The sequence below is a fragment of the Streptococcus mitis genome, from assembly GCF_013305725.1.
Classification (GTDB): Bacteria; Bacillota; Bacilli; order Lactobacillales; family Streptococcaceae; genus Streptococcus; species Streptococcus mitis_BO.
The window spans coordinates 1,130,596-1,150,748 of record NZ_CP047883.1; the positions used below are offsets into that span (position 1 = coordinate 1,130,596).

Annotated in this window: 18 protein-coding genes; 6 read left to right on the plus strand and 12 right to left on the minus strand. The window is 38.8% G+C overall.

The window, feature by feature from the left end; genetic code table 11:
* The first annotated feature begins 2 nt into the window (after positions 1 to 2).
* From ylqF to xerS, 6 genes are all read left to right on the plus strand, one after another.
* Positions 3 to 854: a ribosome biogenesis GTPase YlqF gene (gene ylqF / locus M594_RS05630; RefSeq protein ID WP_173876195.1), complete on the plus strand. Its 852-nt coding sequence runs from the start codon at positions 3 to 5 to the stop codon at positions 852 to 854.
* A complete protein-coding gene (locus tag M594_RS05635; protein WP_173876196.1) occupies positions 841 to 1,620 on the plus strand; it encodes a ribonuclease HII in 780 nt (259 codons plus the stop codon). The genes ylqF and M594_RS05635 overlap by 14 nt, the downstream gene beginning before the upstream one ends.
* A gap of 16 nt (positions 1,621 to 1,636) precedes the next feature.
* The gene (locus M594_RS05640) at positions 1,637 to 3,187 is read left to right on the plus strand and encodes a ClC family H(+)/Cl(-) exchange transporter (RefSeq protein ID WP_173876746.1); all 1,551 of its coding nucleotides are present in this window, start codon (positions 1,637 to 1,639) and stop codon (positions 3,185 to 3,187) included.
* 379 nt (positions 3,188 to 3,566) lie between these two features.
* Positions 3,567 to 3,692, plus strand: a complete 126-nt coding sequence (locus tag M594_RS10205; protein WP_368039302.1) for a hypothetical protein — start codon at positions 3,567 to 3,569, stop codon at positions 3,690 to 3,692.
* A 262-nt stretch (positions 3,693 to 3,954) separates the two neighbouring features.
* Positions 3,955 to 4,377, plus strand: a complete 423-nt coding sequence (locus M594_RS05650) for a hypothetical protein (RefSeq protein WP_173876197.1) — start codon at positions 3,955 to 3,957, stop codon at positions 4,375 to 4,377.
* A gap of 400 nt (positions 4,378 to 4,777) precedes the next feature.
* On the plus strand, positions 4,778 to 5,848 hold the full coding sequence (xerS, locus tag M594_RS05655; protein WP_150923141.1) for a tyrosine recombinase XerS: 1,071 nt from the start codon (positions 4,778 to 4,780) through the stop codon (positions 5,846 to 5,848).
* Positions 5,849 to 5,922: 74 nt separating this feature from the next.
* Here the strand turns inward: xerS and M594_RS05660 are convergent, their stop codons facing one another.
* From M594_RS05660 to M594_RS05715, 12 genes are all read right to left on the minus strand, one after another.
* The gene (locus M594_RS05660) at positions 5,923 to 6,912 is read right to left on the minus strand and encodes a lipoate--protein ligase (protein ID WP_173876198.1); all 990 of its coding nucleotides are present in this window, start codon (positions 6,910 to 6,912) and stop codon (positions 5,923 to 5,925) included.
* 59 nt (positions 6,913 to 6,971) lie between these two features.
* Positions 6,972 to 8,675 (minus strand): dihydrolipoyl dehydrogenase, encoded by a 1,704-nt coding sequence (gene lpdA / locus M594_RS05665; protein WP_173876199.1) that lies wholly within the window; start codon positions 8,673 to 8,675, stop codon positions 6,972 to 6,974.
* Between the two features lie 45 nt (positions 8,676 to 8,720).
* A complete protein-coding gene (locus M594_RS05670; RefSeq protein ID WP_173876200.1) occupies positions 8,721 to 9,764 on the minus strand; it encodes a dihydrolipoamide acetyltransferase in 1,044 nt (347 codons plus the stop codon).
* Positions 9,765 to 10,286: 522 nt separating this feature from the next.
* Complete coding sequence (locus M594_RS05675; RefSeq protein WP_173876201.1) at positions 10,287 to 11,279, minus strand: alpha-ketoacid dehydrogenase subunit beta; 993 nt, start codon at positions 11,277 to 11,279, stop codon at positions 10,287 to 10,289.
* 16 nt (positions 11,280 to 11,295) lie between these two features.
* Positions 11,296 to 12,264 carry a thiamine pyrophosphate-dependent dehydrogenase E1 component subunit alpha gene (locus tag M594_RS05680; protein ID WP_173876202.1) on the minus strand — a complete coding sequence of 323 codons (969 nt, stop codon included), beginning with the start codon at positions 12,262 to 12,264 and terminating at the stop codon, positions 11,296 to 11,298.
* A 153-nt stretch (positions 12,265 to 12,417) separates the two neighbouring features.
* On the minus strand, positions 12,418 to 13,779 hold the full coding sequence (locus tag M594_RS05685; protein WP_173876203.1) for an MATE family efflux transporter: 1,362 nt from the start codon (positions 13,777 to 13,779) through the stop codon (positions 12,418 to 12,420).
* Between the two features lie 41 nt (positions 13,780 to 13,820).
* Entirely contained in the window at positions 13,821 to 15,089 is a 1,269-nt protein-coding gene (locus tag M594_RS05690; protein WP_173876204.1) for a dihydroorotase, read from the minus strand.
* Between the two features lie 12 nt (positions 15,090 to 15,101).
* Complete coding sequence (locus M594_RS05695) at positions 15,102 to 15,566, minus strand: NUDIX hydrolase (protein WP_001135756.1); 465 nt, start codon at positions 15,564 to 15,566, stop codon at positions 15,102 to 15,104.
* Positions 15,567 to 15,575: 9 nt separating this feature from the next.
* Positions 15,576 to 16,229 carry a uracil-DNA glycosylase gene (locus M594_RS05700; protein ID WP_033688777.1) on the minus strand — a complete coding sequence of 218 codons (654 nt, stop codon included), beginning with the start codon at positions 16,227 to 16,229 and terminating at the stop codon, positions 15,576 to 15,578.
* A gap of 60 nt (positions 16,230 to 16,289) precedes the next feature.
* Positions 16,290 to 16,982: a YjjG family noncanonical pyrimidine nucleotidase gene (locus tag M594_RS05705; RefSeq protein WP_173876205.1), complete on the minus strand. Its 693-nt coding sequence runs from the start codon at positions 16,980 to 16,982 to the stop codon at positions 16,290 to 16,292.
* Between the two features lie 375 nt (positions 16,983 to 17,357).
* Positions 17,358 to 19,109, minus strand: coding sequence for an ATP-binding protein (locus M594_RS05710; protein ID WP_173876206.1), 1,752 nt, complete (start codon positions 19,107 to 19,109; stop codon positions 17,358 to 17,360).
* The gene (locus M594_RS05715; protein WP_173876207.1) at positions 19,109 to 20,149 is read right to left on the minus strand and encodes an SIR2 family protein; all 1,041 of its coding nucleotides are present in this window, start codon (positions 20,147 to 20,149) and stop codon (positions 19,109 to 19,111) included. The genes M594_RS05710 and M594_RS05715 overlap by 1 nt, the downstream gene beginning before the upstream one ends.
* Between the last annotated feature and the right edge of the window lie 4 nt (positions 20,150 to 20,153).

The following is a 20,153-nucleotide window of genomic DNA, read 5'->3' on the forward strand; positions in this document are numbered from 1 at the left end:
CAATGGCTACTATTCAATGGTTTCCTGGTCACATGTCCAAAGCTCGTCGACAGGTGCAGGAGAATTTAAAATTTGTTGATTTTGTGACGATTTTGGTAGATGCACGCTTACCTCTATCTAGTCAAAATCCTATGTTGACCAAGATTGTTGGCGACAAACCAAAACTCTTGATTTTAAACAAGGCAGACTTGGCTGACCCAGCAATGACCAAGGAATGGCGCCAGTATTTTGAATCACAAGGAATTCAGACGCTAGCTATCAACTCCAAAGAGCAAGTGACTGTAAAAGTTGTAACAGATGCGGCCAAAAAGCTCATGGCGGATAAGATTGCTCGTCAGAAAGAACGTGGTATCAAGATTGAAACCTTGCGTACCATGATTATCGGGATTCCAAATGCTGGTAAATCCACTCTGATGAACCGTTTAGCTGGTAAGAAAATTGCAGTTGTAGGCAATAAACCAGGTGTGACCAAGGGGCAACAATGGCTCAAAACAAATAAAGACCTTGAAATCCTGGATACACCGGGGATTCTCTGGCCTAAGTTTGAGGATGAAACTGTTGCGCTTAAGTTGGCCTTGACTGGAGCTATTAAAGACCAGTTGCTTCCTATGGATGAGGTAACTATTTTTGGCCTCAATTATTTCAAAGAACATTATCCAGAAAAGTTGGCCGAACGCTTCAAACAAATGAAAATTGAAGAAGAAGCTCCGGTTATTATTATGGACATGACCCGTGCCCTTGGTTTCCGTGATGACTATGACCGCTTTTACAGTCTCTTCGTGAAGGAAGTTCGCGATGGCAAACTCGGTAACTATACCTTAGATACATTGGACGACCTCGATGGCGACGATTAAAGAAATCAAAGAACTCCTTGCTACTGTCAAGGACTTAGATAACCCTATTTTTTTAGAGCTTGAAAAGGATAATCGCTCTGGAGTTCAAAAGGAAATCATCAAGCGTAAAAAAGCCATTCAGGCAGAATTGGAGGAGGATCTTCGTTTGGAATCCATGCTTTCCTATGAAAAAGAACTTTACAAGCAAGGATTGACCTTAATTGCTGGTGTTGATGAGGTCGGCCGTGGTCCTCTAGCTGGGCCTGTGGTTGCTGCAGCCGTCATCTTACCTAAAAGTTGTAAGATTAGAGGTCTCAACGACAGCAAGAAAATTCCTAAAAAGAAACATCTGGAAATTTTCCAAGCCATTCAAAACCAAGCCCTGTCAATCGGCATTGGTATCATGGATAATCAAGTCATCGACCAAGTCAATATCTATGAAGCAACCAAACTAGCCATGCAGGAAGCAATCTCCCAGCTCAGTCCTCAACCTGAGCACCTTTTGATAGATGCCATGAAACTGGATTTACCAATTTCACAAACATCTATCATCAAAGGAGATGCCAATTCCCTTTCAATTGCAGCAGCTTCTATAGTCGCCAAGGTGACACGTGATGAATTGATGAAGGAATACGACCAGCAGTTCCCTGGCTATGATTTTGCTGCTAATGCAGGTTATGGAACAGCTAAACACTTGGAAGGACTGAAAAAACTAGGAGTTACCACTATTCATCGAACCAGTTTTGAACCCATTAAATCGCTGGTTTCAGGAGAAAAAGAAAGTTAAGTTAGAAGGAATGATTATGGAGGAACAGTCAGAAATACTCAGTTCCAAGAAAGAATTCGCCTTTGCCTCAAGCACCATATTATCCCAAGTTGGACGAGGAATCATCGTCGGTCTCGTTGTTGGAATTATCGTTGGATCCTTTCGCTTCTTAATTGAAAAAGGCTTCCACCTGATACAAGGGCTTTATCAAGATCAAGCGCACCTAGTGCGCAATCTTTTTATCATTGGTCTATTTTATTTAATAGTTTGTTGGCTCAGTGCGAAATTAACTCGGTCAGAAAAAGACATCAAAGGTTCAGGAATTCCTCAAGTTGAAGCCGAATTAAAGGGACTCATGACCCTCAACTGGTGGGGCGTTCTTTGGAAAAAATATGTTCTAGGAATTCTTGCAATTGCCAGTGGACTCATGCTGGGGCGTGAAGGGCCAAGTATTCAACTTGGAGCGGTCGGTGGTAAAGGAATTGCTAAGTGGCTCAAATCCAGTCCAGTAGAGGAACGCTCCTTGATTGCTAGTGGAGCTGCAGCAGGATTAGCCGCAGCCTTTAATGCACCAATTGCAGGGCTTCTCTTTGTCGTGGAAGAAGTCTATCATCACTTTTCTCGCTTTTTCTGGGTTTCTACCTTGGCTGCTAGTCTCGTAGCAAACTTTGTTTCTCTGCTCATATTTGGCCTAACACCAGTACTGGATATGCCAGACAATATTCCTCTCATGACCCTAGACCAGTATTGGATTTACCTCCTCATGGGAATTTTTCTAGGACTTTCTGGTTTTCTCTATGAAAAAGCTGTACTCAATGTTGGTCGAGTTTATGACTGGCTTGGTCAAAAAATCCGTTTGGATAGAGCTTATTACCCAATTCTTGCCTTTATTCTCATCATACCAGTCGGCATCTTCTTACCCCAAATCCTTGGTGGTGGAAATCAGCTTGTACTTTCCTTAACTGAGCAAGATTTTAGTTTCCAAGTTCTATTAGCTTACTTTTTGATTCGCTTTGTTTGGAGCATGATTAGCTATGGAAGTGGCCTTCCGGGTGGAATTTTCCTACCAATTTTGGCGCTTGGTTCCTTGCTTGGAGCCCTAGTTGGTGTCATTTGTGTCAATCTTGGTCTTATCAGTCAAGAGCAGTTTCCTATATTTGTCATTCTAGGAATGAGTGGCTATTTTGGAGCGATATCCAAGGCTCCCTTAACTGCTATGATACTTGTGACTGAGATGGTAGGAGATATTCGCAACCTCATGCCACTTGGTTTAGTGACCTTGGTCGCCTACATCATCATGGATCTACTCAAGGGTGCGCCAGTCTATGAAGCTATGTTGGAAAAAATGTTGCCCGAAGAAGCGACAGATGAAGGAGAAGTCACTCTCATTGAAATCCCTGTTTCGGATAAAATAGCAGGAAAACAAGTACATGAACTCAACTTACCACATAATATCCTCATCACCACTCAAGTCCATAATGGCAAGAGCCAAACAGTTAATGGCTCAACCAGAATGTACCTCGGTGATATGATTCACCTAGTTATTCCAAAAAGTGAAATTGGGAAAATCAAAGATTTGTTGTTGTAGAATTTTTTACATAATTTATGTTATGTGAAATTAAACTTCTTAATTAAATATACTAGAAAACCGATTCTCAGCAATGAGAACGGTTATTTTTTTTTAATAAGATTTTTCACATACAAATAATTGAACTTTGGTAAAAATAAGACTATAATCAAGTTAGAAATAAAGCATAAAGCTAGAAAGGAGTTTATTGTATCAAGTCTGTACAGTAAGATTGAAATCAAACAATAGCAATTATACAATGTATTTTGTATCTCATAGCTCCTTATATAGCTCTTCAGTTGTGTAGTATTAACAGAAGTTTAGTGGGTGAGTTCTTTATTCCTTTCCTTATAGAGATGAGAAAGAAGTTCTGTCTGAGTTTTTATCTTTTATTGAGAAATTGCCTCTAGTTGGATACAATTTAAACTTCGATATTGCTTTTATAAATAAGAGTCTTAAAATAAATGATTTTTCTACTTTGAAAAATGAAAGACATGATTTACTTTCTTATATAAAAAGAAAGTAAATATTGCCTAGCTATCATCTCCAAGATGTTTTAAAAGCTTATGAAATTGATGCTGATACGGCTCTCATAGAGCATTAGCAGATGCAAATTCCACTTATTCATTGTTACAAAAAATTGGCATCTTTTGGAAAAAGTAAATGAGGAAATGTCTTTCCCGCATTTGCGGGCGTAAATATAGAAAAGCTAGTTTATTTGTCAGTTTTTAAATGTAAATAAAGAGGAAATCTTACAGGGATAAAATAGAAAGGAACAGCAAAATCAAATGAACATGAAGATGCAAAATGTTTATGATTTCTTTAAGAGTAAAAATTTTGCAAAAGCTCCTCTTACAATAGAGCTTATGCAAAACAATTTCATCCAAGAAGAGGGGACAGGTTATCGAATTGACCAACCAGAAAAAATCCCCAGCCAGTATACTCACTTAATAAATTACTGCAAAAAACGTCTACAAGATGGTGCTGTTTATTTTAATAGAACGGTACAATGTGGAGAGCTAATTTTTTGGATGGCAGAAGTATCCCAAGCTTTGAGTAAAAAAGAATTATTGGATTTGCAACAAAATATTTTAAAAAATTATAAAAAAGAAACTTACTCAAATGGAAAAATTGTTTATGATAGAAAAGCAGCTAATCAGCTCATCCTTAAAACTTGCTATGATAGAATTAAAGATGTCGTTGAACCTTAATGAAGAGTTCTAAAAGAATAGGAAGAGGCTTCTAATAAATTTAGTGTTATTGCCAGTCTTGTAAAAAAAGCCTTTTTAATGAGCTGCTTTGTAGTAGATATCTAACAATAGAACAATTAAAAAAGTATTTAAACTTAAAAGACAATTTGTAAAAAAAGAAAGGATAAAAGCCTTTTCTTTTTTATTCTTCACAAAAGTTAGTTTTAGTCTTTATTTTCAGTGATGGCTGATTCAAATTTGATGATTTAAGGTATATTTTTGTTCCAAAAAATTTTTAGTTATTAGATCCTTTTTTAAATTTTAAAAAGCTCTATAACATCTTTCCGAAAAACTATAATTTTCTTGAAAAATATATGAGTCTATGCTATACTGCTAGTATAGTTTATTTATGGAGAAAATCATGAAACGTGAGATTTTACTAGAACGAATCGACAAACTAAAACAAATCATGCCCTGGTATGTTCTGGAATACTACCAATCTAAGCTTGCTGTCCCCTATAGTTTTACAACCTTGTACGAATACCTCAAGGAATACGATCGATTTTTTAGCTGGGTTTTGGAGTCTGGCATTTCAAACGCTGATAAAATATCTGATATTCCTTTATCGGTATTGGAAAATATGTCAAAGAAAGATATGGAATCTTTTATCCTTTATCTTCGTGAACGTCCTTTGCTGAATGCTAATACAACCAAGCAAGGAGTTTCTCAGACAACCATCAATCGGACCTTGTCAGCACTTTCTAGTCTTTACAAGTATCTGACCGAGGAGGTTGAAAACGATCAAGGGGAACCTTATTTCTATCGTAATGTAATGAAGAAAGTTTCAACAAAGAAAAAGAAAGAGACACTTGCTGCTAGAGCTGAAAACATCAAGCAAAAACTCTTTTTAGGTGATGAAACAGAAGGTTTTCTATCTTATATTGACCAAGAGTATCCACAACAACTTTCAAATCGCGCTCTCTCATCATTCAACAAAAATAAAGAACGTGATTTGGCCATTATTGCCCTTCTCTTGGCGTCTGGTGTCCGCTTATCTGAAGCTGTTTATCTGGATATAAGGGATCTCAATCTCAAAATGATGGTTATCGATGTCACTCGAAAAGGGGGCAAACGTGACTCTGTCAATGTCGCTGCCTTTGCTAAGCCTTATTTAGAGAATTATCTGGCCATTCGAAATCAACGCTATAAGACGGAAAAAACAGATACAGCCCTTTTTTTGACTCTCTACAGAGGTGTTCCTAATCGTATCGATGCTTCTAGCGTTGAAAAAATGGTTGCTAAGTACTCTGAGGACTTCAAAGTGCGTGTAACCCCCCACAAACTACGACATACTCTAGCAACTAGGCTCTATGATGCCACTAAATCTCAAGTTTTGGTCAGTCACCAGTTAGGACATGCCAGTACACAAGTCACTGACCTCTATACCCATATCGTTAATGATGAACAAAAGAATGCTCTAGATAGTTTATAATTTTACGTATTTTAAGTTATGTAAATAAATATCAAAAAAAGAAGTTGGTTGTAGGACCAGCTTCTTTTTTTGATTTATCCAACTACCGCCTCAGCGATTTCTTCACGGCTAATACCAGCGAAGTAGCGTGTGATATCAATGGTTTCTAGCGCCTTAAGGACATCTTCGCGTTCGTATTTAACGCCTCGAAGGACATCTTCTACAGCTGCAACGTCTTCGATACCAAAGAAGTCACCATAAATCTTGATGTCTTGGATTTTTGATTCGACGACACTAGCAAAGACTTCGACCTTACCACTGGTGAATTTTGTTCCACGACGGACGTTAAATTCAGGTGATTTACCGTAGTTCCAGTCCCAAGTACCGAACTTAGTATCCTTGATTCGATTGATTTCAGCCAATTCTTCCTCAGAAAAAACGTATTCAGTCATCTCTGGGTACTCTTTTTTCATGTATTCCAAGAGTAAGTCACGGAATTCTTCGACTGTGATTTTTTCAGGTAATTCATTGATAATATTGGTTACACGAGCACGGACGGATTTCACACCTTTTGATTCAAATTTATCCTTTGAAACTTTGAGGGCATTTGCGAGGACTGACAAATCAACGTCAAAAAGCAAGCAACCGTGGTGCATGATACGGCCATTGATATAGGCTTGGGCATTGCCACAGAATTTCTTGCCATCAATCTCAAGATCATTACGACCTGTGAACTCAGCTTTAACCCCAAGTTGAGCCAAAGTATTGATAACTGGAGTTGAGAAGCTCTTAAAGTCAAAAGCTTTGTTTTCATCTTCTTTTGAGATGATCGTATAGTTGAGGTTATTTAAATCGTGGTAAACAGCTCCACCACCGCTGATACGGCGGACCACCTCAATACCATTTTCTCGAACATAATCACGGTTGATTTCTTCGATGGTATTCTGGTGACGACCAACAATGATAGATGGCTTGTTAATCCAAAGTAGGAAGATTTGATCCTCATCCAAAAGGTGTTTAAAGGCGTATTCTTCCAAGGCAATATTAAAGGTAGTGTCGTTTGAATGATTGATAATATATTTCATGATATCCCTTTATACGATAGAGACTGGAAAACACCTTTCCAGTCTAATCTATCTTCGTTTTATTTTTTCTTAGGTGAGTGGATGGCCATTCCTAAAACATCCGCAAATGCTTCATACATTACTTCAGAGTAGGTTGGGTGTCCGTGGATAGTCTTCAGCATTTCTTCAACAGTGATTTCCATTTCGATAATGCTTGATGCCTCGTTAATCAATTCTGCAGCTGCAGGACCGATAATATGAACACCAAGGATTTCTCCGTATTTCTTATCTGCAATGACTTTTACGAAACCTTGAGCAGCATCCGATGCAATAGCACGACCGTTAGCAGCAAAGTTGAACTTACCGATGGCTACATCGTATTTCTCACGGGCTTGTTCTTCAGTCAACCCTACTGCTGCTACTTCAGGAAGAGTGTAGATAGCTGCTGGAGTCAAGTTCAACTTGGCTACAGCATGATTTCCTTTAAGAGCATTTTCAGCAGCAACTTCACCCATACGGAAGGCTGCGTGAGCCAACATCTTAGTACCGTTAATGTCACCTGGTGCGTAGATACCTGAAATAGAAGTTTCCATGTATTCGTTGACCTTGATGCGACCACGATCCAATTCAAACTCAACATCGCCAATACCTTCAAGGTCTGGCACACGACCGATTGAAAGAAGAGCTTTATTTGCGATGATATCGTCTTTTCCTTCAACCTTGATACGAAGTTGACCATTTTCCTCGATGATTTCTTGCAGTTTAGTACCAGTCAAGATGGTCATTCCTTTACGTTCAAGGATCAAGCGAAGGTTCTTAGAAACTTCCGCATCCATAGCTGGAACTATACGGTCCATCATTTCGATAACAGTCACTTTTGAACCAAATGTCATGAAGGCTTGACCGAGTTCGATACCGACAACTCCACCACCGATGATAACGAGGCTTTCTGGGACTTCATTCATTTCAAGAATGTCATCACTAGTCATGACAAGCGTAGATTCCATACCTGGAACATTGATCTTGCTGACCTTTGAACCACCAGCAAGAATGATTTTCTTGGTTTCAAGCAATTCAGAACCATTTACTAAGACATTCTTATCTTTAGTGATGGTACCAATTCCCTTATGAACCGAAACTCCATAGCTACGAAGAAGACCCGCAACTCCGCCAACTAAAGTATTAACAACTTTAGATTTAGTTTCTAAAAGTTTGTCCATATCTACAGTGAAGTTAGGATTTTCAATCACGATACCACGATTTGCAGCATGACCGATATTTTCAATAATTTCAGCGTTATGAAGGTAGGTCTTGGTTGGAATACAGCCACGATTCAAGCAGGTTCCACCGAGTTCAGATTTCTCAACTAGAGCAACCTTACCACCGAGTTGGGCAGCTTTAATGGCTGCAACATAACCAGCAGGACCTCCACCAATCACAACGATATCAAAAGCATCATCGCTCTTACCATCATCGTTTGAGGCACTTGCTGCAGGTGCTGGGCTAGCTTCTGGCACTGTTGCTCCAGCTGTTGGGATATTTTCCCCTTCTTCTCCGAGGTAACCGATAACTTCCGTTACTGGGACAGTTTCACCATCTCCTTTGAGAATGGCAATCAAGTAACCGTCTTCTTCTGCTTCCAATTCCATGCTGACTTTATCAGTCATGATTTCCAAAAGGATTTCTCCTTCTTTTACAAATTCTCCGACTTTTTTATTCCATTGGACGATTTGTCCTTCTGTCATATCCACGCCGGCTTTTGGCATAATTACTTCTAAGGCCATGTCTTCCTTCCTTTTTCTATATCTTAAAAATGAATATTCTTGCTCTTAAATCAACATTGAGATTGGGTTTTCAATCAACTCTTTCAAGTCCTTCATAAACTTAGCACCAGCCATACCATCTACGACACGGTGGTCAATAGTTAATCCTAGGCTCATGATAGGGCGAATCACAATCTCACCATTGACGACAACAGGCTTCTCAATTGTCGAACTGACACCAAGGATAGCTGAGTTTGGTTGGTTGATGATCGGACCAAAGGACTGAACGCCAAACATTCCCAAGTTACTGATAGTAAATGTTGAATTTTGCAGTTCACTTGGAGCCAATTTGCCATCCAAGGTACGGCCAATAACATCCTTGAAGGCTACAACCAACTCTGAAAGAGTCATCTTCTCAGCATTGTAAACAACAGGTGTCATCAATCCATTATCCATCCCAACTGCCATCGCAAGATTGACATAGTTGTGAGTGATAATGGTCTTGCCATCTTCTGTCAATGAAGCGTTGATATAAGGATGCTTCATCAAGGTTTTCACAACAGCAAGTGAAAGAAGATCTGTTACAGTAGTCTTCTTCCCAGTTGCTTCCATGATTGGCTCAAGAACCTTCTTACGAAGAGCCAACATTTCAGTCATATCAACTTCATAGTTGAGCGTGAAGGTTGGCGCAGTTAGGTAAGATTCAACCATGCGTTGGGCAATAACCTTACGCATTGGTGTCATTGGAATACGCTCGATTTCACCATATGGTGTTACATTATCAGGAACTTCTTCCACTTTTTCAATCTGAGCAGGAGACTTGATGGTATCGTTTTCAATATTTTCAGGAAGCAAGGCCAAAACGTCCTTCTTCATGATCTTACCACGATGTCCCGTTCCTTGGATTTCCTGCCAAGCAATGTTATGTTCGAGGGCAATTCGTTTTGCAAGTGGCGAAATGCGAACCACGTTTGTGTCTTTATAAGTTTCCACGTCTTCTTTGTGGACACGACCGTTTGCACCTGAGCCAGAAATGTCGTAGAGGTTGATCCCTAAATCATCCGCTAACTTTCTAGCTGCAGGAGTCGCTCTTAGCTTGTCATCAGCCATGACCTCTCCAATTCTATACTAAGATATTAAGGACGAAGAGAGCAATGAAAAAATAGGAGATTGACGATGTGTTCGATGAACACAAGGAAATCTATCTTTTTTTCGAAGACCTCCGTCCGAATTCAATTAAATGATACAAAGGGCGTTAAAAGCGACTGAAAAATAGGAAATCAACGCAGACTTCAATGAAGTCAAGGAGATTTATCTTTTTTCCGAGCTTTTAGCCCGTGCTCAACTCTACAAGCAACTTGGATACAAAACGTATCTCAAATTACTACGGTTGCCGCTATTAGGCGGTCATCCTTTTAGACTTACTAATTCATTCGTCGAATATTATCGATTCGACTCACTCATGTCGCAACTCTTCAAATCACTTAGATACAAAACGTATCTCAAATTACTACGGTTGCCACTATCAAATAACCAACCATGTAGACTTACTAAATCCTTCGTCGGTTATTATCGAACCAACTCTTCTTATGACAGATAACAAGTGTTTTACATAACTTATATTATGTAATTCTATTCTTTGTTATATGTTTTACGGATGGCATCTTTGATGCTTTCAACTGTTGGAATCATTGCATTTTCTAGGTTTTGCGCATAAGGCATTGGCACATCTTCTCCTGCACAGCGGCGGATTGGTGCATCTAGATAGTCAAATGCTTCTGATTCTGAAATAATAGCTGAAATCTCTCCGATATAACCACTTGTTTTGTGAGCGTCGTTGACCAGAACAACTTTACCAGTCTTCTTCACTGAGTTAATGATGATATCCTTATCAAGCGGAACGAGGGTACGTGGGTCAACAATTTCAACTGAAATTCCTTCTTCTGCTAATTCTTCAGCAGCTTGAACCACACGACGAAGCATTTTCCCATAAGTAACAACTGTTACATCTGTACCTTCGCGTTTGATTTCCCCAACCCCAAGTGGGATTGTGTAGTCTGGATCAACTGGCACTTCCCCTTTTTGGTTAAATTCTGACTTGTACTCAAGAATGATAACAGGGTTATTATCACGGATAGAAGACTTGAGCAATCCTTTCATGTCTGCAGGTGTTCCAGGTGCCACAACCTTAAGTCCAGGAATGTGAGTAAACCAAGACTCTAGAGATTGCGAGTGCTGGGCGGCAGAACCAACTCCATTACCAGCTGCACAACGTACAGTCATTGGGACTTGACCTTTACCGCCAAACATATAACGAGTTTTAGCAGCTTGGTTAACGATATTGTCCATGGCAATAACTGAGAAGTCCATGAAGGTCATATCGACGATTGGACGAAGTCCCGTCATAGCTGCTCCTGCTGCTGCTCCTGAGATGGCAGCTTCAGAAATCGGACAATCACGGATACGTTCTGGACCAAATTCTTCAAGCATTCCAACAGAAGTTCCGAAGTCTCCTCCGAAGACCCCAACATCTTCTCCCATCAAGAACACATTTTTATCGCGACGCATTTCCTCAGACATAGCAAGGATAATGGTGTCACGGAAGGACATTGTTTTTGTTTCCATTTTTATCTCTTTCTCCTTAGTCTGCGTAAATATCTTCAAATGCGGATTCAAGCGGTGGGAATGGGCTTTCCTCAGCAAATTTAACAGAAGCTTCTACTGATTCCTTGACTTGTGCTTGGATTTCTTCCAATTCTTCAGCGCTAGCAATGTTATTTTCAATAAGGTAGTTGCGGAGGTTTTCGATTGGATCCTTTTGTTTCCACAATTCCACTTCTTCACGTGTACGATATTTACCAGGGTCAGATGATGAGTGGCCAAGCCAGCGATAAGTTACACTTTCAATCAAGACTGGACCATTGCCACTGCGAACATGATCTACAGCTTTCTTAAATCCTTCATAGACGTCGATGACATTGTTACCGTCTTCGATGAACATTCCAGGAATTCCATAAGCGGCGCTACGTTGATGGATATGTTCGACATTGGTCATTTTCTTGATATCCGCAGAGATACCGTAACCGTTGTTAATGCAATAGAAAATGACTGGCAGGTTCCAGATAGAAGCCATGTTCACTGCTTCGTGGAAAACACCTTCATTGGTTGCACCATCTCCAAAGAAGCAGACAACGATTTTCCCAGTATTTTGCATTTGCTGACTGAGGGCTGCACCAACAGCGATTCCCATACCACCACCTACGATACCATTGGCACCAAGGTTACCAGCATCAAGGTCAGCGATATGCATAGATCCACCTTTACCTTTACAGGTCCCAGTGTATTTACCAAGGATTTCAGCCATCATTCCGTTGAGGTCAATTCCTTTGGCAATAGCTTGTCCGTGACCACGGTGGTTTGAGGTGATCAGATCATCTGGATTGAGAGCCAACATAGCACCCACGTTAGCTGCTTCTTCTCCAACAGAAAAGTGCGTCATTCCTGGCACTTTCCCTTTCTTTACTAATTGCGCAATTTTTAAGTCCATACGACGAATTTCTTCCATCTTACGGAACATCTCTAGCAAAAGATTTTTATCTAAAGTTGACATCTTCTTGCCTTTCTAAGTTTCTTCTTACCTTACTATTTTACCGTTTTTGGCAAATACTGTCAAAGTTTTGCTAAAGAAAATTTCACAAAATAAAAAAGAAACCCCCATGAAAACAAGGGATTTTCTTATTAAGAATATTTTTTCACAAACTTTTTAGAGTTTAGATTTTTCTACAGATTCAAATCTCTTCATAATCACAGTTAAACGCCAACGGTAGAGCCCCCCACTTACGATCAGACTAATAATCAAACCAATCCAGTAAGAATAAGCTCCAAAATCTGTTAGGGAATCAAAGACCATAGCTACTGGAATTGCTACACCCCAATAACCAACCAAACCAAGGTAAAAAGGAATCACTGTATCCTTATACCCCCTCAAAATTCCCTGAAGCGGTGCCGCAAAGGTATCTGCTAACTGGAAGAAAAGACTATAAGTCAAAAAACGTGCTGTCAGATCGATAAATTCTGGGTCGTTACCATAAAGACTGGCCACATTTCCCCTAAAAATGTAAAGGAAAGATAAGGTGAAGCCTGCAAAAATAAGGGCAGTCCATCTTCCTAAACTAATATAGGTTTTCGCATCATCAAATCGCTTGGCTCCCACTTCATAGGAAACAACAATAGCCATAGCAGATGAGATGCTCATAGGAAAGGCGTACATGAGAGTTGAAAAATTCATAGCTGACTGGTGACTAGCGATAATCAAGGATGAGAACTTAGCCATAATCAAGCCAACCACAGAAAAGATAGCCACCTCCGCGAAGACAGTTCCCCCAATAGGCAGACCCAATCGAACTCCTTCCTTGATTTTATCCATATTAAATGGAATTCGTTTCTCAAGATGTAGAGCTTTGAGCTTCTCCTGTTTAAATAAAACCAGAACAGAAATTCCCAGCAAGACCCAATAAGCCAATGAAGTACCTAAACCAGAGCCAGCACCTCCCAATTCTGGAACACCAAAGGCCCCGAAAATCAAGAGATAGTTAAATCCACTATTGATAGGAAGTAACAAAAGCATGAGGTACATGGACAGTTTGGTCAAGCCCAGCGAATCCAGCAAGGAACGAATGACACTAAAGAGCAACAAGGGGATAATTCCGATAGATAAAAACCAAAGATAGCGAACCGCTACTGCTGCCACCGGTGCTTCTAGGCCAATATGATTCAAGATTGGTGGTGCCAAGAAAAGTACCATCCCCAGCAAGACCATAGATAGCGCCAAGGCCAGATAGATGAACTGGTAAAAATCAGACGCAACCTCTTCCTTTTTGCCTCGACCAAGATGGTGACCAATGATAGGCACCAAGGCTGATACAATCCCTGTTAGGAATGTGAAGAAAGGATTCCAGATACTGGTTGCCATAGACACACCAGCCAAGTCCATGGTATTGTATTGACCAGTCATAGTCGTATCAACAAAGGAGGCAGAATAATTGGCAAATTGATAAATCAGGATAGGGAAAAATATCTTTAAAAATAAGATAAACTTATCTTTAAAATGATGGGTTTGGTACATATAGTCTCTCTATTCTTTTTGTTTACAGAGCAGACTCCCACCTAGTTTTGATAGACGATTTGTCCCTTACAGATGGTGTATTTAACCTGCCCTTTTAAGGTTTCACCGATAAATGGTGAATTAGTTGCTTTCGAAGCAAAATGGGAGTCCACAAGGCGGTCAGACTTAGCATCAAAAATAGTGATATCTGCTGGACCATTCTCAGCCAAGTAACCTGCTTCAAAGTTATAAAGTTTTGCTGGATTGTATGTCATCTTTTCGAGTAATTCCATCAAGCTCAACTCCCCAGCTTCCACCAAATAGGTCAAGCCAAGAGATAGGGATGTTTCTAAACCTGTCATACCAGATGGCGCTTTGGTAATATCTGCAACATTTTTTTCATCTGCATGGTGAGGCGCGTGATCTGTCGCAATCACAGTGATGACGCCTGATTTGAGCCCTTCGATAACCGCGCGACGGTCTGATTCCAAACGAAGTGGCGGATTCATCTTAGCATTGCTACCTTGTGTCAAAAGGAGAGCTTCGGTCTTAGAAAAATGCTGTGGCGCTACTTCTGCTGTAACTTGAGCACCCAGACCTTGAGCAAACTCCACTACTTTAACACTTTCTTCTTTAGACAAATGCTGAATATGGACATGAGCCTTAGTTGCATAGGCAATCATGACATCACGCGCCATCATAGCATACTCAGCCACTCCAGTCGCACCGCAGATATGGAAATGTTCTTTAGCAATATTTTCGTTAAAGCCAAGAATCCCATTCAATCCCGGATCTTCCTCATGGAGACTGATAAAGGTATTAAGCTTTTTGGCTTCCTCCATGGCTTCCTTGACAACTTTACTGCTTTCAAGTGGAATACCGTCATCTGAGAAACCAACCGCACCTGCTTCTAAGAGTGTCTCAAAGTCAGTCAAATCTTTGCCATTAAAATTCTTAGTGATGGTCGCAACCGTCTTGACATGAATCTTCTCTTTGGCAGCTGACTGGAGAACTTCTTGCAAAGTATCAACGTCTGAAATGGTTGGACTGGTATTAGCCATCATGACAACCGTTGTAAAACCACCTGCAGCGGCTGCTAGGGCCCCAGTATGAATATCCTCTTTATGAGTTTGACCAGGCTCACGGAAATGAACATGGATATCAACCAGTCCAGGCGCAACCACAAGACCAGTAGCATCAATGATTTCTGCTCCTTCTTCTTTAATCTCAGGCGCAATTTTGACAATTTTCCCATCTTGGACTAAAATATCACACACTTGATCCAAACCAGACTTGGGATCCATTACACGACCATTTTTGATTAGTAGCATCTGCTTTCTCCTTTATTCATAGAAATCAACTTGGGTATCCAACAATTTATCCCCATCATAAACAAACTTGGCTGAAAAGAAGGGTTTATCCTCTAAAAGCCACTCAACAAAGGTATGGTCACCTTCCCAAGTCGGCTTGCTCAAAACCTCGTCATAGGGAACCCATTCTAACGTCCCCTCATTACAGTCAATCAAATCCCCCTCAAACTCTGTCACCTTAAAAACATAGGTGTACCAGTCTAAATCTGGTGTGAATTCAGGAAAAGTGATGACACCTTTTAGAACTGGCTTGGCTTTGAGCCCTGTTTCTTCAAGGATTTCACGCGCCGCGCATTCCTGAGGGGTCTCACCTCTTTCTAGCTTACCACCCACACCAATCCATTTACCCGCATGGACATCATTTGGCTTTTTATTGCGATGAAGCATGAGCAGTTCTTTCCCGTTATCAATGTAGCAAATCGTCGCTAACTGAGGCATATTCTCTCCTTATCTAAGCCAATCGATTGGCTCTTGTCCTGTCTCTTTTAAGAATGCATTGGCCTTGGAAAAAGGCTTGGAACCCCAAAATCCTCTATAAACTGATAAAGGACTGGGATGGGCTGATTCGATAATCAAGTGATGAGGATTGGTAACTAAGGCCTTCTTCTTACGTGCATAAGCTCCCCAGAGTACAAAAACAACTGGTCTATCTAGATGATTGACCACCTGAATCACAGCATCAGTAAAAGGCTCCCATATCTGACCGGCATGACCATTGGCCTGTCCAGCAGGAACCGTCAAACAAGCATTGAGAAGCAAGACTCCTTGCTCAGCCCAAGCTGTCAAATCATGGGATTTCTTAACGCCAAGATCATCTGACAATTCTTTCAAGATATTTTGCAAGGATGGCGGAGCTGGGATAGAGTCGGGTACAGAAAAACTCAAGCCCTGCGCTTGACCTGGCCCGTGATAGGGATCTTGCCCTAGAATCACCACCTTAACTTCTTCAAGCGGTGTTGTCAAGAGAGCCTGAAAAACCTTTTCTTTGGGCGGATAAATAGTCCCTTGAGAATAGACCTGCTCCATAAACTGATTGATTTTCCCGAAATAACCCTCAGGTAATTGCTCCTTAATCAAAGCATGCCAAGACGAGTGTTCCATAGTCAACTCCTTCATTTTACTGCCTCTATTATAGCAAAAAGTGGCTATCTAAACCACTTTTTACAGTTTATCTAAACAATCCAGCAAGTCTTGGTAAGAATGGACTTCGTAGGTTGGCTGGGCTTGTGTGTGATTTTCGAGATGATGAGGGTTGTACCAGATAGTGTCAATCCCAGCATTATTACCACCTTGAATATCAGCAGTTAGAGAATCTCCAATCATCAGCGTCTTTTCTTTACTAAATCCAGCAATCTCTTGACCGATTTTTTCATAAAAGAGAGCATCAGGCTTTTGTGTTTGCAACTGTTCTGAGATAAAAACTTGATTGAAATAAGGCGCCAGACCCGATTGAGCCAAACGCCCTGTCTGGATAGCAGTAATGCCATTTGTCGCAGCATACAAGTCATAATCACGCTCGATAAGGCTGTCTAAGAGTTGATGAGTGCCTGAAAAAGTTTGCCCCTGCTGGGCGAGGTAAAATTGGTAACGCTGGGCTAGAAAACTACCGTCCTTTTCCTGTCCAAAATGAGCAAATAAACGAGAAAAGCGCGTGTTAACCAGCTCTTGTTTGCTGATTTTCTTTTGCTCCAAATCCTTCCAGAGAGCCTTGTTCATAGGAACGTAATAGTCTTTGTAGGCTTGGATATCCGCAACTCCTTCTTCTTTTAGAAGTTGCGTCAGAGCCACATCCTCAGCAGCATCAAAATCAAGCAAGGTGTGGTCGAGGTCGAAAAGTAGAAATTTGTAGGACAATTTGAGATTTTCCTTTCTAAAAAAGCATTTTGACTATTATAGCATAAAGTAAGAAAGCAAAGCCAATTTATTCCATCTATTTGATATACAATAATCACAACAAAATGATACAAGTATACTTACAAATCACTCTTCTAGCCTTTTGACAACCCAAATCTTTCAGAATAGAACAATCCTAACTATCGAATGCTCTCTTTTCATAAATATCCATGCAACTCTAGACCTAAAATTCCTATAAACTAAATGTTTTCGCACTATTCTAAGCCATTGATTGCCTTAAATTTTAATTTTTGAAAAATTCTAAAGCTAGAATAGTCCTATCACAATCAGTTTTGAATGATTAATAATTTAGAAACACTATAGCCTTACTCCTTTCTATTCTTTAGTTTGACACCTCATATTTTCTACAGCTTCAATAATTGCAGCATTGTCTGCCTTGCTATTTTCCCACTCTATCCAGAAATTTTTAGTTGCACTAATAGGTTTTAATTGTGGTGTTTTTAATCTAATTCGACTTGGCAATAATATTGCATCACCAACTGCTATTGCTTCTCCTACATCTAATAGAGGTAGTTGATCTAAAATACCTTTTAAAGCATCTGGAAGTAAATTTCTTATTACAGATTTATCTCTGTCATTCGATAGTCGTAGTACCAAAAAATTATTACATTGGCTTAAAATTGTTTTACTTACATCGGAAGGTCTCTGACTAATAACAACTAAAGATATTCCATATTTTCTACCTTCTTTTGCAATTCTCTCAAAATTTCCTAGTGCTTGTTTTTGAACACTATCAGCATCCTCTTGTATTGGAAGATATAAATGAGCTTCATCGCACAAAATAGCGAACGGAGTTCTTTTTTCTTCATTCATCCAAATTTGCACATCAAACAGTAATCTTGAAATGATTCCAGTAACTATAGGCAAAACATCGGAAGGCACTTCTGAAAAGTCAATAATTTTTATACCTTTTCTTTCGTCATCTGCACCAATCATCTTACACAATAACTTGGATAGCCAATCATAATTTAATGTATTATTATTTGGCTGAAACAAAAATCCATATCGTTTATCCGTAATCTTTGTCTCTAGTCTAGAAATAAAACGTGTTAACTTACCTTCCCAATCGCCTTTTACTGGTTGCCCTTTTGCACCAATCCCTTTTTGAGTATCATCTTTCTTCAATTCTACAATCAAGTCTTTAATATCAAAAGGGATCGGAGAATCGACTGTAAATGTACTTAAAACTTTAGTTTTATTTAATTTTCTCAAAGAATCTTCTTTCAAACTTCTTACATGAAATGTAAATCTAGAAGCTTGATTAGGAGCATTACTATCAGATCTGTCTAACACCATAGATAGCATTTCATCTCTATTTAATAACCAGTATGGCAAGAAAATATATTTTTCATCGTCATTTTCTAGATCTCCTGGTCCAGCAATTTTATAATAGTCAGCATATTTTCTCTCTGTATCACATAATGACTTATATTCACCATGCATATCAAGAACAATAATATTAGGATTATTAAGTTTGCTGGCTTCCTCTATCAAATTTGCAACACACCAACTTTTACCTGAACCTGTACTTCCCAAAATAGAGGCATGTCTTTGAAAAAATTTATCGCCGTCTAAAATTGCAGTAGCATTGTCATCAATTGCAAATTTTCCTATAAGCAATTGTTTATCCAAAGAAACATCATCACTAATAATATTCATAAATAATTTTAAGTTATTACCATTAATCGAATAACAATGATGTGTAATTTGTGGGAAAGTATCAATTCCTCTTTTGAAACAATTTTTAGTATCGCCGTCAACCGTTTTGTATGTCCCAATTAACGAAACTTGGATTACATCTGATGAAATGTAGGCTTCTTCTTCAAAGTTTTCATTATATTCATCAGTTAAATCTTCTAATTCCATCAATTCATTTGCTTTTCGTCTTACTTTATCTATAATACCAATCGTAAACTCAAAGGATCTTGTGGTTTGAATAGCAACAATACTACCAACATTTAATAATGATATTTTCTCATTATCTTCCACTTCAATTAAAACCTGATTAGTATCCACATATATAACAGAACCTATTGTATCATTTTCTTGAAATACTAACTTATCCATCAAAACACCTCCTTAATCAATTCAGCTATATCCCATATTTTTTTATCTTTAATTTCATATATTTGTTTTTCAAAGTAAATTTTTGTTCCACAACTCTTATCATTTTTTTTCATCTCTTCTATAGCTATAGTATTTGGCGAATTATCAACAATTTTTTTCGCATTACCATATAAGGTTCTAGTTACAATTAGTTTAGGTTTAGAAATATTTTCTGGTTTATTTAAATGAGTTTCCAAATGGTTATCATTAAAACCATATCCAATAAAAATTAACCTTTTTGCATTATCCATCTCCTGCCCCATTTTTCTAATATGATAATCAAAAGGCTCTTCATATCCTTTTTCATATTTATTAGAACCTGGGGTAATTATGCAAGGAGTACCACAATTTACATGATTTATCTTATTAAGTTTTCCATCGATGAGTTTCCAATTAATTGATCCATGTGGTTTATATATTTTTATATGTGTCTTGTAATGATTCATAGGTTTCTTACCTATTTTTATCCCTTTAAGCATTTCTTTTTCAGCGTTTTCAGGTGAATATTTAGAGATGATTTTCCCATAGTATGAATCTGAATATACCAATCCTTTGATTTCACAAGCATACTCTATTAACAAATCATAATTAGTTGTTATTACAACCAAATTATACAAATCAACATTAAAGCATGATAAATACTCAGAAAATTTTAATGTTCTACTTTTTTCTATAATTTCTTTAAAAATAAATATATCTTCACTGGAAATAAGTTCATATGCACTTTCAATAATTGCTTTTTCAATGTTATTTGTCGCTTTATTTTGTTGTAGTGTCGATTCTAAATCTATTCCATTATTTAAGGTTTCCTCTATGTTTCTCCAACACTCCATATCTTCGTTACTTAGCTTATTAGGAACATCTTCCATCAGCTTTTCAGATAGTGCTTTCATTCCTGAAATACCTTCAGCACAAGATAGTCCAGAACCTACTATTGTTACAGTTCCTTGGTCAAAGAAACTTTGGATGTTTTTCTTTAGATTATCCATATCTATATCCATCTTC

What these genes read in the sequence shown, in the direction of transcription:
- M594_RS05715 (WP_173876207.1), bottom strand. Translation starts at nt 20,149, where the DNA reads ATGGATATAGATATGGATAATCTAAAGAAAAACATCCAAAGTTTCTTT.
- M594_RS05685 (WP_173876203.1), bottom strand. Translation starts at nt 13,779, where the DNA reads ATGTACCAAACCCATCATTTTAAAGATAAGTTTATCTTATTTTTAAAG.
- M594_RS05635 (WP_173876196.1), top strand. Translation starts at nt 841, where the DNA reads ATGGCGACGATTAAAGAAATCAAAGAACTCCTTGCTACTGTCAAGGAC.
- M594_RS05695 (WP_001135756.1), bottom strand. Translation starts at nt 15,566, where the DNA reads ATGCCTCAGTTAGCGACGATTTGCTACATTGATAACGGGAAAGAACTG.
- M594_RS05690 (WP_173876204.1), bottom strand. Translation starts at nt 15,089, where the DNA reads ATGCTACTAATCAAAAATGGTCGTGTAATGGATCCCAAGTCTGGTTTG.
- M594_RS05670 (WP_173876200.1), bottom strand. Translation starts at nt 9,764, where the DNA reads ATGGCTGATGACAAGCTAAGAGCGACTCCTGCAGCTAGAAAGTTAGCG.
- M594_RS05650 (WP_173876197.1), top strand. Translation starts at nt 3,955, where the DNA reads ATGAACATGAAGATGCAAAATGTTTATGATTTCTTTAAGAGTAAAAAT.
- M594_RS05700 (WP_033688777.1), bottom strand. Translation starts at nt 16,229, where the DNA reads ATGGAACACTCGTCTTGGCATGCTTTGATTAAGGAGCAATTACCTGAG.
- M594_RS05680 (WP_173876202.1), bottom strand. Translation starts at nt 12,264, where the DNA reads ATGTCAACTTTAGATAAAAATCTTTTGCTAGAGATGTTCCGTAAGATG.
- M594_RS05675 (WP_173876201.1), bottom strand. Translation starts at nt 11,279, where the DNA reads ATGGAAACAAAAACAATGTCCTTCCGTGACACCATTATCCTTGCTATG.
- M594_RS05640 (WP_173876746.1), top strand. Translation starts at nt 1,637, where the DNA reads ATGGAGGAACAGTCAGAAATACTCAGTTCCAAGAAAGAATTCGCCTTT.
- M594_RS05710 (WP_173876206.1), bottom strand. Translation starts at nt 19,109, where the DNA reads ATGGATAAGTTAGTATTTCAAGAAAATGATACAATAGGTTCTGTTATA.
- M594_RS05660 (WP_173876198.1), bottom strand. Translation starts at nt 6,912, where the DNA reads ATGAAATATATTATCAATCATTCAAACGACACTACCTTTAATATTGCC.
- xerS (WP_150923141.1), top strand. Translation starts at nt 4,778, where the DNA reads ATGAAACGTGAGATTTTACTAGAACGAATCGACAAACTAAAACAAATC.
- ylqF (WP_173876195.1), top strand. Translation starts at nt 3, where the DNA reads ATGGCTACTATTCAATGGTTTCCTGGTCACATGTCCAAAGCTCGTCGA.
- lpdA (WP_173876199.1), bottom strand. Translation starts at nt 8,675, where the DNA reads ATGGCCTTAGAAGTAATTATGCCAAAAGCCGGCGTGGATATGACAGAA.